Raw genomic sequence first — 16,138 nt, 5'->3', positions numbered from 1 at the left:
ACGTGCGCATAGTGACGAAGGTCGGATTCGTACTCGACGTGCGCGGTCGCAATCGTAATACCGCGCGCCTTCTCTTCCGGCGCGTTGTCGATCTGGTCAAATGCACGGGCTTCACTCCCGTACTTCTTGCCCAGCACCGCCGTCATCGCCGCCGTCAGCGTCGTTTTCCCATGGTCCACATGACCAATCGTACCCACATTCACATGCGGCTTCTTACGCTCGAACTTTTCCTTGGACACAGCTCAAACCTCTTTACAGTTCTTTCAAATAACGCGAATTCGGGATCAGGACGCTTTGGCGGCTACCGCCTCGGCGATCTGCGCGGGGGCCTCGGCGTACTTCTCGAATTCCATCGAGTAGGTCGCGCGACCCTGACTCATCGAGCGCAACTGGGTCGAGTAGCCGAACATCTCGGACAGGGGAACCTCGGCCCGCAGCAGCTTCTGCCCGGCGACGTCTTCCATGCCCTTCACCAGGCCACGACGGCGATTGAGGTCGCCCATCACGTCGCCCATGTACTCTTCGGGTGTCTCCACCTCGACCTTCATCATCGGCTCAAGAAGCACGGCGCCGGCCTTCAGCGCGCCTTCCTTGAAGGCCATGGAGCCCGCAACCTTGAACGCCATCTCGTTGGAGTCAACGTCATGGTAGGAGCCGTCGAACAGCGTGACCTTCACGTCCTCGACCGGATAGCCGGCGAGCACACCATTGGACATCTGCTCGGCCACACCCTTGTTGACCGCCGGGATGTAGTCCTTGGGCACCACACCGCCCACGATGGCGTTCTCGAACTGGTACCCGCTACCGGGTTCCAGCGGCTCGAGGCGCAGCCACACGTGGCCATACTGGCCGCGACCGCCCGACTGCCGCACAAACTTGCCTTCCTGCTCGACCGTCTTGCGAATGGTCTCGCGGTAGGCCACCTGGGGCTGCCCAACGTTCGCCTCGACCTTGAACTCGCGCTTCATGCGGTCCACCAGCACCTCGAGATGGAGCTCGCCCATACCCGAGATGATGGTCTGACCGGACTCTTCGTCGGTATGCACCTTGAAGGACGGATCTTCCTGCGCCAGCTTGTTCAGCGCGATGCCCATCTTTTCCTGGTCGGTCTTGGTCTTCGGTTCGACCGCGATGGAGATCACCGGCTCCGGGAACTCCATGCGCTCGAGCTCGACCGGGTCATTCGGATCGCACAGCGTCGTACCCGTGTACAGATCCTTCAGGCCCACTACCGCGCCGATGTCGCCTGCACGCAGCTCCTTGATCTCCTCGCGGGAATTGGAGTGCATCTGCAGGATACGCCCAATCCGCTCGCGGCGGTTGTTTTGCGTATTCAGCACCGAGTCTCCGGCCGACAGCACGCCCGAATAAACACGGACGAAGGTCAGGGAACCCACATAGGGGTCGGTCATGATCTTGAACGCCAAAGCCGCGAAGGGCTCGTCGTCCGACGCGTGCTTGGCCACCGGCTCTTCGGTGCCTGCTTTCACGCCCTTGATCGCCTTGACCTCCTCCGGAGAGGGCAGGTACTCGACAACCGCATCCAGCATTGCCTGGACGCCCTTGTTCTTGAAGGCGGAACCGCACAGCATCGGGACAATCTCGAGCGCCAGGGTCCGTTGACGCAGGGCCGACTTGACTTCTTCCTCGCTGAGGTCACCCTCGTTGAGGTACTTGTCCATCAGCTCTTCGTTCGCCTCGGCGGCGGCCTCGAGCATGTTCTCGCGCCACTTGTCAGCTTCAGCCTTCAGGTCATCGGGGATGTCCTTGTACTCGAAGCTGATACCGAAGTTCTCTTCGTCCCAGTAGATCGCCTGCATCTTGACCAGGTCGATCACACCCTTGAACTGGTCCTCGGCGCCAATCGGCAGCTGGATCGGCACCGGGTTGGCCTGCAGGCGCTCCCTCATCTGCTCGTAGACGCGCAGGAAGTCGGCGCCGGCGCGGTCCATCTTGTTGACGAACGCGAGACGCGGCACGGCGTACTTGGTCGCCTGACGCCAGACCGTCTCGGACTGCGGCTGCACACCGCCCACGGCGCAATACACCATGACCGCCCCGTCGAGCACGCGCATGGAACGTTCGACCTCGATGGTGAAGTCCACGTGCCCGGGCGTATCGATGATGTTCACTCGATGCTCGTCGAACTGCTTGGCCATGCCGGACCAGAAGCTGGTGGTCGCCGCGGAGGTAATGGTGATCCCGCGCTCCTGCTCCTGCTCCATCCAGTCCATCGTGGCGGCGCCGTCATGCACCTCGCCGATCTTGTGCGACAGACCGGTATAGAACAGGATGCGCTCGGTCGTCGTCGTCTTGCCGGCGTCGATGTGCGCGCTGATCCCGATATTCCGGTAGCGCTTCAGTGGTGTCTTGCGTGCCACGGTGAGCCTCTCTAAATCTGGTTTACCAGCGGAAGTGAGCGAACGCCTTGTTCGCTTCCGCCATGCGGTGAGTGTCTTCGCGCTTCTTGACGGCCGAACCCTTGCTGTCCGAGGCGTCCATCAGTTCGCCGGCCAGCTTCAGGGCCATGGTGCGCTCGCCCCGCTTGCGGGCGGCCTCGACCACCCAGCGCATGGCCAGCGCATCCTGACGCACCGAGCGCACTTCCACCGGAACCTGGTAGGTCGCACCACCAACGCGGCGGGACTTCACCTCGACACGCGGGCGAATGTTATCCAGGGCGCGTTCCAGCGCACCCATCCCGTCGCCCTGCTTGGACTCGATCTGATCCAGGGCGCCATACACGACCTGTTCGGCGACGGACTTCTTGCCGTCACGCATCACCGTGTTGATGAACTTGGCCAGGCGCTCGCTTCCGAACTTCGGGTCGGGGAGGATGTGACGCTTGGGGGCTGCTGCTCTTCTAGACATGTTTCAGTTCCCGGACTGGATCATGGATCACGGTTAGGATTTGGGACGCTTGGTGCCGTACTTGGACCGGCCCTGCATGCGCTTCTGCACACCCTGGGTGTCCAGGCTGCCGCGCACCGTGTGGTAACGCACACCCGGGAGATCCTTAACACGGCCGCCACGAATCAGGACCACCGAGTGCTCCTGCAGGTTGTGGCCTTCCCCACCGATGTAGCTACTGACTTCGTAGCCGTTGGTCAGCCGCACGCGCGCAACCTTGCGCAGCGCGGAGTTCGGCTTCTTCGGGGTGGTCGTGTAGACACGGGTGCAGACCCCGCGCTTCTGCGGGGAACCCTGCAGCGCCGGCACGTCGCTCTTTTCGACGGGGCGCTTGCGGGGCTTGCGTACCAACTGGTTGATCGTGGCCATGAAACCCTTTCTCCTAGCCTAAAAATAACGACAGGCCGGCGCCGAGACCGGACTGTCGAGGGAGCGGAAGTCTAATCGCCGCCCCCGTGAGTGTCAAGGTGGGACGGGTCACTCGGACCCGTCTTCCGTGGTACCCGGGTCGGTCGTAGCCGGTTCGGAGTCGGCGATCACCGCCGGCGCCTCCGCGACCGTCTCGAACTCGGGCATTTCCAGTGCGCGCTTGCGGCGACGCTCCTTGTGATAGGCGAGGCCCGTCCCCGCGGGGATCAGGCGTCCGACAATCACGTTTTCCTTCAGGCCGCGCAGATCGTCACGCGCACCGCGGGTCGAGGCCTCGGTGAGCACGCGGGTGGTCTCCTGGAAGGAGGCCGCAGAGATGAACGACTCGGTCACCAGCGACGCCTTGGTGATACCCAGGAGCACGCGCTCGTAGGTTGCCGGCTGCTTGTCGGCACCCAGCTGCTCGTTCTCCTCCAGCACCCGAATGCGATCCACCTGGTCCCCGGCGAGGAACTTGGTGTCGCCGGCGTCCTCGATGTTCACCTTGCGCATCATCTGGCGGACGATCACCTCGATGTGCTTGTCGTTGATCTTCACACCCTGGAGACGGTAAACGTCCTGGATCTCCTGGACCTGGTACTCGGCCAGGGTGGTGACACCGCGCAGACGGATGATGTCATGCGGATCCAGCTCACCGTCCACCACGACCTCGCCACGCTCGACACGCTCGCCTTCGAACACGTTCACGGTACGCAGCTTGGGAATCATCATCTCGACCGGGTCACCCTTGTCCGGGGTGATCACGAGACGCTGCTTGCCCTTGGTCTCCTTGCCGAAGGACACGGTGCCCGAGATCTCGGCCAGCACCGCCGGCTCCTTGGGACGCCGCGCCTCGAACAAGTCGGCCACACGCGGCAGACCACCGGTGATGTCACGCGTCTTGGAGGATTCCTGCGGCAGGCGGGCAATGACGTCACCCACCTCGACCCGGGCGTTGTCCTCCAGGTTGAAGATCGCATTGGCCGGCAGCATGTACTGCGCGGGCATGTCGGTCCCCGGGATGTACACCTCGTTGCCGTCGTCGTCCAGCAGCTTGACCGTCGGGCGCAGATCCTTGCCCGCCGTAGAGCGGCTCTTCGGATCCAGGACCACGTTGGACGACAGGCCGGTGAACTCATCGGTCTCCTTGGTGACCGTCACGTTCTCCACGAAGTCCGCGAGACGCAGGTTACCGGCCACCTCGGTGACGATCGGATGGGTATGCGGATCCCAGCTGGCGACTTCCTGCCCAGCTTCCACGGCATCGCTGTCGTGGACCGTGATAAGCGCGCCATAGGGAATCTTGTAGCGCTCCCGTTCGCGACCCTGATCGTCGATCACACCCAGCTCGCCGGAGCGCGAGACCGCGACCAGGTTGCCGGCCTTGTTGGTGACCGTCTTCAGGTTATGCAGACGGACAGAACCGGAGCTCTTCACCTGGATCGCACTAACCGTCACGGCCCGGCTCGCGGCCCCGCCAATATGGAAGGTACGCATCGTCAGCTGGGTACCCGGCTCGCCGATCGACTGCGCGGCGATGACACCCACGGCCTCGCCGGCGTTGACCTCGTGGCCACGCGCCAGATCACGCCCATAGCACTTGGCACAAATGCCCTGGCGGGTCTCGCAGGTAATCGCGGAACGCACCAGCACTTCGTCGACCGAAGCGGCATCCAGGGAGTCCACCATCGCTTCATCGAGCAGCGTGCCGGCGGGGATCAATACCTCATCCGCACCCGGGCGAAGCACGTCGACCGCAGTGGTCCGCCCGAGCACGCGATCGCGCAATGGCTCGACCACATCACCGCCTTCGATGATGGGCTTCATCAGCAGACCCTGCTGGGTCCCGCAATCGGGCTGGGTTACCACGACGTCCTGCGAGACATCCACCAGGCGGCGGGTCAGGTAGCCCGAGTTTGCGGTCTTCAACGCCGTATCGGCCAGCCCCTTACGGGCGCCGTGGGTGGAGATGAAGTACTGCAAGACGTTCAGACCTTCGCGGAAGTTCGCGGTGATCGGCGTCTCGATGATCGAGCCGTCCGGCTTGGCCATCAGGCCACGCATGCCGGCCAGCTGACGAATCTGCGCAGCGGAGCCACGCGCACCGGAGTCGGCCATCATGAAGATCGAGTTGAACGAATTCTGCTCGACCGTCTCGCCGTCCTTGTTGACGACCTTCTCCTTGCCGAGCCGCTCCATCATGGCCTTGGCGACCTGGTCATTACAGTGAGACCAGATATCCACGACCTTGTTGTAACGCTCGCCCTTGGTCACGAGACCCGAGGCGTACTGGTTCTCGATTTCCTTAACCTGTTCTTCGGCGCCCTGCAGGATCGGCTGCTTCTCGTCCGGGATCACCATGTCGTCGGCGCAGAAGGAGACGCCGGCACGGGTGGAGTAGTAGAAGCCCGCGTACATCAGCTGGTCCGCGAACACCACCGTATCCTTCAGACCCAGGCGCCGGTAGCACTGGTTGATCAGGCCGGAGATCGCCTTCTTGTTCAGCTCGCGGTCGATCAGCTCGAACGGCAGACCCTTGGGCATGATGCGCGACAGGATCGCGCGGCCCACGGTGGTCTCCAGGCGCAGGTACGGCAGGCTCTCGCCCTCGCCGACCTCGGCCATGGTGTCGCCAATCCGGACGGTAACGCGCGCGTGCAGATCCACCAGCTTGTGCTCGTAGGCGCGGTGGACTTCATCCACGTCGGCGAACGTCATGCCTTCGCCTTTCGCGTTCACCTTCTCGCGCGACAGGTAGTAGAGCCCCAGGACAATATCCTGCGACGGCACGATGATCGGCTCGCCGTTGGCCGGGGACAGCACGTTGTTGGAGGACAGCATCAGCGTGCGCGCCTCCAGCTGGGCCTCCAGCGACAGCGGCACGTGCACGGCCATCTGGTCACCGTCGAAGTCCGCGTTGAACGCGGCGCAAACCAGCGGGTGCAGCTGGATCGCCTTGCCTTCGATCAATACCGGCTCGAACGCCTGGATACCCAGGCGGTGCAGGGTCGGCGCGCGGTTCAGCATGACCGGGTGCTCGCGGATCACCTCTTCCAGGATATCCCAGACCTCGGGACCTTCCTTTTCCACCGCCTTCTTGGCGGCCTTGATGGTGGTCGCGAGACCACGGCGCTGCAGCTTGCCGAAGATGAACGGCTTGAACAGCTCCAGCGCCATGCGCTTGGGCAGACCGCACTGGTGCAGGCGCAGAGTCGGGCCCACCACGATCACCGAGCGACCGGAGTAGTCGACACGCTTGCCCAGCAGGTTCTGGCGGAAGCGGCCCTGCTTGCCCTTGATCATGTCGGCCAGGGACTTCAGCGGGCGCTTGTTGGTGCCGGTGATGGCACGGCCGCGACGGCCGTTATCCAGCAGCGCGTCCACGGACTCCTGCAGCATGCGCTTTTCGTTGCGCACGATGATGTCCGGGGCATTCAGCTCCAGCAAGCGACGCAGACGGTTGTTGCGGTTGATCACCCGGCGGTACAGATCATTCAGGTCGGACGTCGCAAACCGGCCGCCATCCAGCGGCACCAGCGGACGCAGGTCCGGCGGCAGTACCGGCAGCACCTTCATGATCATCCACTCCGGCTTGTTGCCGGAATCGAGGAAGGCCTCGACCAGCTTGAGCCGCTTGCCGAAGCGCTTGATCTTGGTCTCGGAACCGGTCTCGCTCAGGTCCTGGCGCAGCTTCGTCGCCTCGGCCGGCAGATCCATTTCCTTCAACAGGCTCAGCACGGCCTCCGCGCCCATCAGCGCGGTGAAGTCGTCACCGTGCTCTTCCATCGCCTCGAGGTATTCCTCGTCGGTCAGGAGCTGGCGCTTCTCCAGCGTGGTGAAGCCCGGATCGGTGACGATGAAGGACTCGAAGTACAGGACCTTCTCGATGTCCTTCAGGGTCATGTCGAGCAGCAGGCCAATACGGGACGGCAAGCTCTTCAGGTACCAGATGTGGGCAACCGGCGAGGCCAGGTCGATATGGCCCATGCGCTCGCGCCGGACCTTGGTCTGGGTCACTTCGACGCCGCACTTCTCGCACACCACGCCACGATGCTTCAGGCGCTTGTACTTGCCGCACAGGCACTCGTAGTCCTTCACCGGCCCGAAGATCTTCGCGCAAAACAGGCCATCACGTTCCGGCTTGAACGTCCGGTAATTGATGGTTTCCGGCTTCTTCACCTCGCCAAAGGACCAGGAACGGATCTGGTCCGGGGACGCAAGACCGATGCGGATCGCATCGAACTCTTCCGGCTGGGTCTGTTGCTTGAACAGATTCAGGAGGTCTTTCATTCGCTTGCCTCACAAACTTGGTTTCGAGGGGCGCACTGCGCCCCGTCGGATCACAATCGGATCGGAGAAGATCAGTCCTGCTCGAGCTCGATATTGATGCCGAGCGCCTTGATCTCCTTCATGAGCACGTTGAACGACTCGGGGACGTTGGCCTCCATGTGGTGCTCACCGTCAACGATGTTCTTGTACATCTTGTTGCGGCCCTGCACGTCGTCCGCCTTCACCGTCAGCATTTCCTGCAACGTGTAGGCGGCGCCGTAGGCCTCCAGTGCCCAGACCTCCATTTCGCCGAAGCGCTGACCACCGAACTGCGCCTTGCCGCCCAACGGTTGCTGGGTGACCAGCGAATACGGGCCGGTGGAACGTGCATGCATCTTGTCGTCGACCAGATGGTTCAGCTTCAGCATGTGCATGTAGCCCACGGTGACCGGGCGGTCGAAGCCGTCCCCGGTGCGCCCGTCGTACAACTGGGCCTGCCCCGTTTCCGGCAGGTCCGCCAGACGCAGCATCTCCTTGATCTCGGCCTCTTCGGCGCCGTCGAACACCGGCGTCGCCATCGGCACGCCACCGCGCAGGTTGCGGCACAGGGTGATGATCTCGGGGTCCGACATGGAGTCGAGGTCCACCTTGCGCTCGCGGTTGTTGTAGATCTTGTCGAGGAACTCGCGCAGCTTGGCGATCTCGGCTTGCGCCTCGAGCATGCGGTTGATCTTGTGGCCGAGACCTCGGGCCGCCCAACCCAGGTGCACTTCCAGCACCTGGCCGACGTTCATGCGCGAGGGCACGCCCAACGGGTTCAGCACCACGTCGACCGGGGTACCGTCCTCGAGGAACGGCATGTCCTCTTCCGGCACGATCATCGAGATCACGCCCTTGTTCCCGTGGCGACCGGCCATCTTGTCGCCCGGCTGCAGGCGGCGTTTCACGGCCACGTAGACCTTGACCATCTTCTGCACGCCTGGCGGCAGGTCGTCGCCCGCGGCCAGCTTGGCCTTCTGGTGCTCGAACTTCTTCTCGAACGCCTCGTGCTGATCCTTGATCTGGCGACCCAGGTCTTCCAGCTGGCTGTTGACCGCATCGTCCTGCAGGCGGACCTCGAACCACTTGTCGCGGGACAGCCCCTGCAAATACTTCTTGGTCACCTTGGAGCCATCACCCAGCCCATCCGGGCCACCGGCGGCGGTCTTGTTGACCAGCAGCCTTTCGACGCGGGCGTAGATATCATCCTCGTAGATGCGCAGCTGGTCCTTCAGGTCCTTCTGCACAGCGGCGAGATCGTCGGCCTCGATCGACCGGGCGCGGGCGTCTTTCTCCACACCGTCGCGGGTGAAAACACGCACGTCGATCACCGTCCCCTCGATGCCGGACGGCACACGCAGGGAGGTGTCCTTTACGTCCGAGGCCTTCTCGCCAAAGATCGCCCTCAGGAGCTTCTCTTCCGGCGTCAACTGGGTCTCGCCCTTCGGCGTGACCTTGCCGACCAGGATGTCGCCCGGGTTCACCTCGGCCCCGACGTAGACCACGCCGGACTCGTCCAGCTTGTTCAGCAACGACTCGGAGACGTTCGGGATATCCGCGGTGATCTCTTCCTGGCCAAGCTTGGTGTCACGAGCGACACAGTTGAGCTCCTCGATGTGGATCGTGGTGTAACGATCCTCCTGCACCACGCGCTCCGAGATCAGAATCGAGTCCTCGAAGTTGTAGCCATTCCAGGGCATGAACGCGACCATCATGTTCTGCCCCAGCGCGAGCTCGCCCAGATCCGTGGACGAGCCATCGGCAATCGCGTCACCGCGGGCGATTTCGTCGCCCACCGCAACCAGAGGACGCTGGTTGATGGAGGTGTTCTGGTTGGAACGCGAGTACTTGGTGAGGTTGTAGATATCCACGCCCGGCTCGCCGGCGACGGTTTCGTCGTCGTTCACACGGACCACCACACGACCCGCGTCCACCGAGTCCACCGTACCGCCGCGCTTGGCGACGATCGCGGAGCCGGAGTCGATGGCGACGGCGCGCTCGATACCGGTACCCACCAGCGGCTTGTCGGCCCGCAGGCACGGCACGGCCTGACGCTGCATGTTCGCGCCCATCAGGGCGCGGTTGGCATCGTCATGCTCCAGGAAGGGCAGCAACGCGGCGGCCACCGACACGATCTGCTTCGGCGAGACGTCCATGTACTGGATCTTGTCCGGAGACGAGATCGTGAACTCCTCCTGATGACGGCAGGACACGAGGTCATCGCTCAGGCGACCTTCCTCGTCCATCGCCGCGTTCGCCTGGGCGATCACGTACTGGCTCTCTTCGATCGCGGAGAGGTAGACGATCTCCTCGGTCACCTTGCCCTCTTCGACCTTGCGATACGGCGTCTCCAGGAAACCGTAGCGGTTGGTGCGGGCATACACGGCCAGCGAGTTGATCAGACCGATGTTCGGGCCTTCCGGAGTCTCGATCGGGCACACGCGACCGTAATGCGTCGGGTGCACGTCGCGGACTTCGAAGCCGGCACGTTCGCGGGTAAGCCCGCCCGGACCCAGGGCCGAGATACGCCGTTTGTGCGTCACCTCGGACAGCGGGTTGTTCTGGTCCATGAACTGCGACAGCTGGCTGGACCCGAAGAATTCCTTGACCGCGGCGGCCACCGGCTTGGCGTTGATCAGTTCCTGCGGCATCAGGCCTTCGCTCTCGGCGACGGTGAGACGCTCCTTGACCGCGCGTTCGACACGCACCAGGCCCAGGCGGAACTGGTTTTCGGCCATCTCGCCCACGCTGCGGATGCGGCGGTTGCCCAGGTGGTCGATATCATCGGTACGGCCGTTGCCGTTACGCAGGTCAATCAGCACCTTCAGGACATCCAGGATGTCTTCCGGCGACAGCACGCCCGCGCCCTCGTCGGTATCGCGACCCACGCGGCGGTTGAACTTCATCCGGCCCACGGCGGACAGGTCGTAGCGATCTTCCGAGAAGAACAGGTTGGAGAACAGGTTCTCCGCAGCGTCCTTGGTCGGCGGCTCGCCCGGGCGCATCACGCGGTAGATCTCGACCTGGGCCTCCAGCTGGCTCTTGGTCGGGTCCAGACGCAGCGTATCCGACATGTACGGACCGTGGTCGTAGTCGTTGGTGTAGATGGTCTCCAGCGACTTCACGCCCTCGGCGCGCAGCTTGTCGAGCATCTCCTGGGTCAGGGCGTCATTGGCATTGGCGATCAGCTCCCCGGTGGACTCATCCACCACGCCCTTGGCCAGCACCCGACCCAGCAGGTATTCGTCCGGCACCCGCAGGGTGTTGATGCCGGCCTTCTCGATCTCCCGGATATGGCGCGGCGTAATACGCCGACCGGCCTCGACGATGACGGTTTCGCCATCGGTAATGTCGATCACGGCAGTCTCGCCGCGCATGCGCTCGGGGATCAGGTCCAGCTCGCCGCCGTCATCGTCGAGGGTGAGCTGATTGAATTCGAAAAAGGTGGTGAGGATCTCTTCGGTATCCATACCCAGTGCGCGCAGCAGGATCGACGCCGGCAGCTTGCGGCGACGGTCGATGCGCACGAAGACCCCGTCCTTGGCGTCGAACTCGAAGTCGAGCCAGGAGCCGCGGTACGGAATAATGCGGGCGTTATAAAGCAATTTCTGTGCACTGCCCTGGGTCTTGCCCTTGTCGCTGTCGAAGAACACGCCCGGCGAGCGGTGCAACTGCGACACGATTACGCGTTCGGTACCGTTGATGACAAAGGTGCCGTTCTCGGTCATGAGCGGCATTTCGCCCATGTAGACTTCCTGCTCCTTGACCTCCTTGACCACGGTGGAACCCGCCGGGGCTTCCTTGTCGTGGATCACCAGGCGCAAGAGGACACGCAGCGGGGCCGCATAGGTCACGCCACGGATCTGGCATTCCTTCACGTCGAACATCGGTTCGCCCAGGCGATAGCTCACATACTCGAGCTGGACATGACCGGAATAACTGACGATGGGGAAAACCGACTGAAACGCCGCATGCAGGCCCATCGGATCCCGCCCGTCGGACGCTCGGTCCGCCTGCAGGAAATCCCGATAGGAGGTCAGCTGGGTTTCCAGCAGGTACGGGACTTCGAGGATCTGGGGACGCTTCCCGAAGTCCTTGCGGATACGTTTCTTTTCGGTATAACTGAGGGCCATGGCTTACCTCGGAGGCTAGCTGAACAACGCGCGACAAAACACGCGCCACCACGGGCTGAGGCTGGCGACCAAACGGCCGCCAGCCTCAGGGCTTCGTGATGTACACGAAAACAACAGGCGCAAGCGCCTTCTTACTTCAGTTCGACGGTGGCGCCCGCGCCTTCCAGCTCCGCCTTCATCTTCTCGGCCTCGTCCTTCGGAGCGCCTTCCTTCACGGTCGCCGGCACGCCTTCGACCATTTCCTTGGCTTCCTTCAGACCCAGACCGGTCAGGCCGCGGACGACCTTGATGACGCCGACCTTGTTCTCGCCGAAGCTCGACATCACGACGTCGAACTCGTCCTTGACTTCAGCGGCAGCGGCTTCGCCACCAGCGGCAGCCGGGGCGGCCGCAACAGCGGCAGCGGCGGACACGCCGAACTTCTCTTCCATCTCGCTGATCAGGTCCACAATCTCCAGGACCGTCATGTTGCCGATGGCTTCCAGGATATCTTCTTTCGAAACGGCCATTTCTTAATCTCCTAACGGGTCGAGCCCGAATTCATTCAGTACATGCTGCAGAAGCAGGCTTGAAGGGTTCTTCAGGCTGCCTGCTTCTGATCACGGATTGCTGCAACGGTACGCACAAGCTTGCCCGGGACTTCGTTCACCGTACGGGCGAACTTGTCGAGCGGTGCCTTCATCGTGGCGAGCAGCTGCGAGAGCGCCTCATCACGGGTCGGCAGGCTCGCGAGGCGATCGAGATCGTTCGCCCCCATGAGCTGCCCACCAAAGGACACCAGCCGGACCTTCAGCTGATCGTTTTCCTTGGCGAAGTTCTTCACTAGGCGTGCCGCGGAGCCAGGCTCCTCTTCACTGAAGGCAAGGATCAGCGGACCCTGCAGCTCGGGCTGCATGCACGCGAAATCCGTACCCTCAATGGCACGCTTGGCGAGGTTGTTCTTCACCACCCGCAGATAGACCCCGGTAGTGCGGGCCTGCCGACGAAGGTCGGTCATCTGCGCGACCGAGAGACCCCGGTACTCCGCGGCGACCGCGGAATGCGCCGAGGCAGCAACCGTAGCCAGCTCCGAGACAATCGCCTTCTTGTCGTCGAGATTCAAAGCCACGTTGACTCTCCTCTAGTAAGACCACCCGGAGGTGATCGTGAAACCGGGCGAACCCGGCACTTCGGTGCTCCCGTCGCAGGTACTTCCTGAATCGGGTGACACCATCTGCGCAGGCTGGAGTATTAAGCCGGGCCCTGGAGCTCGGCGCCTGCGGTCTTGGATGGCGTGCCGCTTGCGCGACAGCCGACCAAAAACCGTATTTTCTTGCTTAGAGCTCCAACGAGCCCTGATCGACCTTGACGCCCGGACCCATGGTCGTCGAGACGACCACGGCCTTGACGTACTGCCCCTTGGAGGTCGCCGGCTTCATCTTCAGCAGGTCAGCCAGCAGGGCGTTCAGATTGTCGGTAAGCGAATTCGTGTCGAAATCGGCCGCGCCAATAGTGCAGTGGACGATGCCACCCTTGTCGGTGCGGTAGCGCACCTGACCACCCTTGGCATTGGTCACCGCGGTGGCCACATCCGGGGTCACGGTGCCGACCTTCGGGTTCGGCATCAGGCCGCGCGGGCCGAGAATCTGGCCGAGCTGGCCGACGACGCGCATCGCATCCGGGGAGGCGATCACCACGTCGAAGTCCATCTGGCCGGCCTTCACCTGTTCGGCGAGGTCGTCCATGCCGACGACATCGGCCCCGGCTTCCTTGGCGGCATCGGCGTTCGCACCCTGGGTGAACACGGCCACGCGCACAGTCTTGCCATTGCCATGCGGCAACACAGTGGAACCGCGCACCACCTGGTCGGATTTGCGTGGGTCCACGCCGAGGTTCACGGCAACGTCCACCGACTCGCGGAACTTGGCCTTGGGCAGGTCACGCAGGAGATCAAAGGCTTCGGTGACCGGATATAGGTGACCCGGCTCCACCTTCTCGCGATAGGCCTGCATACGCTTGGAAAGCTTCGCCATGTCAGAGACCCTCCACTTCGAGGCCCATACTGCGGGCACTGCCGGCGATGGTACGCACGGCGGCATCGAGATCAGCCGCGGTCATATCCGGTTCCTTGGTCTTCGCAATTTCTTCCAGCTGGGCGCGCGTCACGGTGCCGACCTTGTTGGTGTTCGGCTGACCGGAACCGGACTGAATGCCGGCCGCCTTCTTCAGCAGGACCGCCGCCGGGGGCGTCTTGGTAATGAACGTGAAGCTGCGATCCGCGTACACGGTGATCACCACCGGAATCGGCAGACCGGGCTCCATCTCCTGGGTCTGGGCGTTGAACGCCTTGCAGAACTCCATGATGTTCACGCCGCGCTGACCCAGCGCCGGGCCCACGGGCGGGCTCGGGTTGGCCTTGCCAGCCGCCACCTGAAGCTTGATATACGCTTCGATTTTCTTTGCCATGAGGACTCCCTCGGGTGCGAACGCCTTGCGGCTCCCCGATTAACAGGTGATGACGCTTGCGCGTCTCAGGTTTTCTCGACTTGGTGGAACTCGAGTTCCACGGGCGTCGACCGCCCGAAAATCTGAACCGCCACTAGCAGACGACTCTTGTCGTAGTTGACTTCCTCGACCACGCCATTGAAATCGTTGAACGGGCCGTCGATTACGCGGACCATCTCGCCCACCTCGAACAGCACCTTCGGACGCGGCTTCTCGGCACCTTCCTGCATGCGCTGCAGAATCGCGTCGGCTTCCTTGTCGCTGATCGGCGCCGGACGGTCCGCGGTGCCACCGATGAAGCCGAGCACGCGCGGCACGGCCTTGACGAGATGCCAGGCCTCGTCGTTGAGGTCCATCTGAACCAGGACATAGCCGGGGAAGAACTTGCGCTCACTCTTGCGCTTCTGGCCGTCCTTCATCTCGACGACCTCCTCGGTGGGCACCAGGATTTCGCCAAAGTGGTCCTGCATGCCGAAACGCTCGATGCGCTCCTCCAGGGACCGCTTCACCTGTGCCTCGAAACCCGAGAATGCCTGTACGACGTACCAGCGTAGTGCCATGGGGAAAATCCTGCTGCTTATCCGATGAACCGACTGATGCCCCAGCCCAGGAACATGTCCAGGAGCCAGAGCATGATCCCCACCAGGATCACGACGGCAATGACGATCAGCGTGGTCTGGGTCGTCTCTACGCGGGTGGGCCACACCATCTTGCGCACCTCGGTGCGCGCGTTGCCCATAAAGCCGGCGAGCTGGCTGCCCTTGGCGGTCGTCATCGCGATCCCGATGGCGACCCCCACGACGGCAAGCAGCCCGAGGACGCGAATCAGAGTGGATTCGTCCTGGAACCAATAGAAGCCCATGACGCCGGCAATCAGCAGCGCCACGGCCACCGCGAGCTTGACGGTATCAAGCACGCCGGTCTGTTCCGATTGTTCACTCATGAATACGTATCACCCGGTGCTGCCGCCATCTCGAAGATGGCAGGCCAGGAGGGACTCGAACCCCCAACCTGCGGTTTTGGAGACCGCTGCTCTGCCAATTGAGCTACTGGCCTAGAAATCGAATCGACAAGAAACAAACGCGAGAGACGACGCACACGGCGCCGCCTCTCGCGGTCAGTCTGTCAACTTGTCTACTATATCACTCGATGATCTTGGAGACGACGCCGGCGCCCACAGTGCGGCCGCCTTCGCGGATCGCAAAGCGCAGACCGTCTTCCATCGCGATCGGATTGATCAGGGACACCGTCATCTTCACGTTGTCACCCGGCATCACCATCTCGGTGCCTTCCGGAAGCTCCACCGAGCCCGTCACGTCCGTCGTGCGGAAGTAGAACTGCGGACGGTACCCGTTGAAGAACGGCGTGTGACGACCGCCCTCTTCCTTGCCCAGGATGTACACCTCGGCTTCGAAGTGCGTGTGCGGGGTAATCGAACCCGGCTTGCACAGCACCTGACCACGCTGGACGTCGTCACGCTTGGTGCCGCGCAGCAGAATGCCGACGTTGTCGCCCGCTTCGCCCTGATCGAGCAGCTTGCGGAACATCTCGACACCGGTGACGGTGGTCTTCTGCGTGTCGCGAATACCGACGATCTCGATCTCTTCGCCCACCTTCACCACGCCGCGCTCGATACGACCGGTCACCACGGTGCCGCGACCGGAGATCGAGAACACGTCTTCCACCGGCATCAGGTACGCGCCGTCCACGGCACGCTCCGGCTCCGGAATCCAGGTGTCCATCGCTTCGACCAGCTTGTAGATCGCCGGGGCGCCCACTTCGCTCTCGTCACCTTCCAGCGCCTTCAGCGCGGAACCGGTGATGACCGGGGTGTCGTCACCCGGGAAGTCGTACGAGGACAGCAGGTCGCGTACTTCCATCTCGACCAGCTCCAG

General features: G+C 62.9%; 13 protein-coding genes and 1 tRNA gene. All 14 read right to left on the bottom strand.

The window, feature by feature from the left end:
- Positions 1–239, bottom strand: a 239-nt coding sequence (locus tag D579_RS14410) for a GTP-binding protein (protein WP_018952150.1), incomplete at its 3' end; no start/stop codon positions are given.
- Positions 240–284: 45 nt separating this feature from the next.
- Positions 285–2,381: an elongation factor G gene (gene fusA / locus D579_RS0113825; protein WP_018167860.1), complete on the bottom strand. Its 2,097-nt coding sequence runs from the start codon at positions 2,379–2,381 to the stop codon at positions 285–287.
- Between the two features lie 22 nt (positions 2,382–2,403).
- Entirely contained in the window at positions 2,404–2,871 is a 468-nt protein-coding gene (gene rpsG / locus D579_RS0113820; RefSeq protein WP_018143874.1) for a 30S ribosomal protein S7, read from the bottom strand.
- Positions 2,872–2,904: 33 nt separating this feature from the next.
- A complete protein-coding gene (rpsL, locus tag D579_RS0113815; RefSeq protein WP_018143873.1) occupies positions 2,905–3,279 on the bottom strand; it encodes a 30S ribosomal protein S12 in 375 nt (124 codons plus the stop codon).
- A 108-nt stretch (positions 3,280–3,387) separates the two neighbouring features.
- On the bottom strand, positions 3,388–7,608 hold the full coding sequence (rpoC, locus tag D579_RS0113810) for a DNA-directed RNA polymerase subunit beta' (RefSeq protein ID WP_018952363.1): 4,221 nt from the start codon (positions 7,606–7,608) through the stop codon (positions 3,388–3,390).
- A gap of 71 nt (positions 7,609–7,679) precedes the next feature.
- The gene (gene rpoB, locus D579_RS0113805; RefSeq protein ID WP_018650510.1) at positions 7,680–11,759 is read right to left on the bottom strand and encodes a DNA-directed RNA polymerase subunit beta; all 4,080 of its coding nucleotides are present in this window, start codon (positions 11,757–11,759) and stop codon (positions 7,680–7,682) included.
- A 131-nt stretch (positions 11,760–11,890) separates the two neighbouring features.
- Positions 11,891–12,268: a 50S ribosomal protein L7/L12 gene (gene rplL / locus D579_RS0113800; RefSeq protein WP_018143870.1), complete on the bottom strand. Its 378-nt coding sequence runs from the start codon at positions 12,266–12,268 to the stop codon at positions 11,891–11,893.
- A 71-nt stretch (positions 12,269–12,339) separates the two neighbouring features.
- On the bottom strand, positions 12,340–12,861 hold the full coding sequence (rplJ, locus tag D579_RS0113795; RefSeq protein WP_018143869.1) for a 50S ribosomal protein L10: 522 nt from the start codon (positions 12,859–12,861) through the stop codon (positions 12,340–12,342).
- A gap of 214 nt (positions 12,862–13,075) precedes the next feature.
- Positions 13,076–13,771, bottom strand: coding sequence for a 50S ribosomal protein L1 (gene rplA / locus D579_RS0113790; RefSeq protein ID WP_018167856.1), 696 nt, complete (start codon positions 13,769–13,771; stop codon positions 13,076–13,078).
- Between the two features lies 1 nt (position 13,772).
- Entirely contained in the window at positions 13,773–14,204 is a 432-nt protein-coding gene (rplK, locus tag D579_RS0113785) for a 50S ribosomal protein L11 (protein WP_018650512.1), read from the bottom strand.
- 65 nt (positions 14,205–14,269) lie between these two features.
- Positions 14,270–14,803, bottom strand: coding sequence for a transcription termination/antitermination protein NusG (gene nusG, locus D579_RS0113780; protein WP_017940468.1), 534 nt, complete (start codon positions 14,801–14,803; stop codon positions 14,270–14,272).
- Positions 14,804–14,820: 17 nt separating this feature from the next.
- Positions 14,821–15,186, bottom strand: a complete 366-nt coding sequence (gene secE, locus D579_RS0113775) for a preprotein translocase subunit SecE (protein ID WP_018167854.1) — start codon at positions 15,184–15,186, stop codon at positions 14,821–14,823.
- Positions 15,187–15,223: 37 nt separating this feature from the next.
- Positions 15,224–15,299: transfer RNA gene (locus D579_RS0113770), tRNA-Trp, on the bottom strand.
- An 86-nt stretch (positions 15,300–15,385) separates the two neighbouring features.
- Positions 15,386–16,138 (bottom strand): elongation factor Tu (locus D579_RS0113765; protein WP_018952362.1); only part of this gene is annotated, 753 nt, incomplete at its 5' end.

The organism is Thioalkalivibrio sp. AKL12 (assembly GCF_000377925.1).
Classification (GTDB): Bacteria; Pseudomonadota; Gammaproteobacteria; order Ectothiorhodospirales; family Ectothiorhodospiraceae; genus Thioalkalivibrio; species Thioalkalivibrio versutus.
This window is presented reverse-complemented; position numbering and strand designations above follow the sequence as displayed.

Coding starts and splice junctions, on each gene's coding strand:
- rpsG (WP_018143874.1), bottom strand. CDS start 2,871: ATGTCTAGAAGAGCAGCAGCCCCCAAGCGTCACATCCTCCCCGACCCG.
- secE (WP_018167854.1), bottom strand. CDS start 15,186: ATGAGTGAACAATCGGAACAGACCGGCGTGCTTGATACCGTCAAGCTC.
- rplK (WP_018650512.1), bottom strand. CDS start 14,204: ATGGCAAAGAAAATCGAAGCGTATATCAAGCTTCAGGTGGCGGCTGGC.
- rpoB (WP_018650510.1), bottom strand. CDS start 11,759: ATGGCCCTCAGTTATACCGAAAAGAAACGTATCCGCAAGGACTTCGGG.
- rplA (WP_018167856.1), bottom strand. CDS start 13,771: ATGGCGAAGCTTTCCAAGCGTATGCAGGCCTATCGCGAGAAGGTGGAG.
- nusG (WP_017940468.1), bottom strand. CDS start 14,803: ATGGCACTACGCTGGTACGTCGTACAGGCATTCTCGGGTTTCGAGGCA.
- rpoC (WP_018952363.1), bottom strand. CDS start 7,608: ATGAAAGACCTCCTGAATCTGTTCAAGCAACAGACCCAGCCGGAAGAG.
- rplL (WP_018143870.1), bottom strand. CDS start 12,268: ATGGCCGTTTCGAAAGAAGATATCCTGGAAGCCATCGGCAACATGACG.
- rpsL (WP_018143873.1), bottom strand. CDS start 3,279: ATGGCCACGATCAACCAGTTGGTACGCAAGCCCCGCAAGCGCCCCGTC.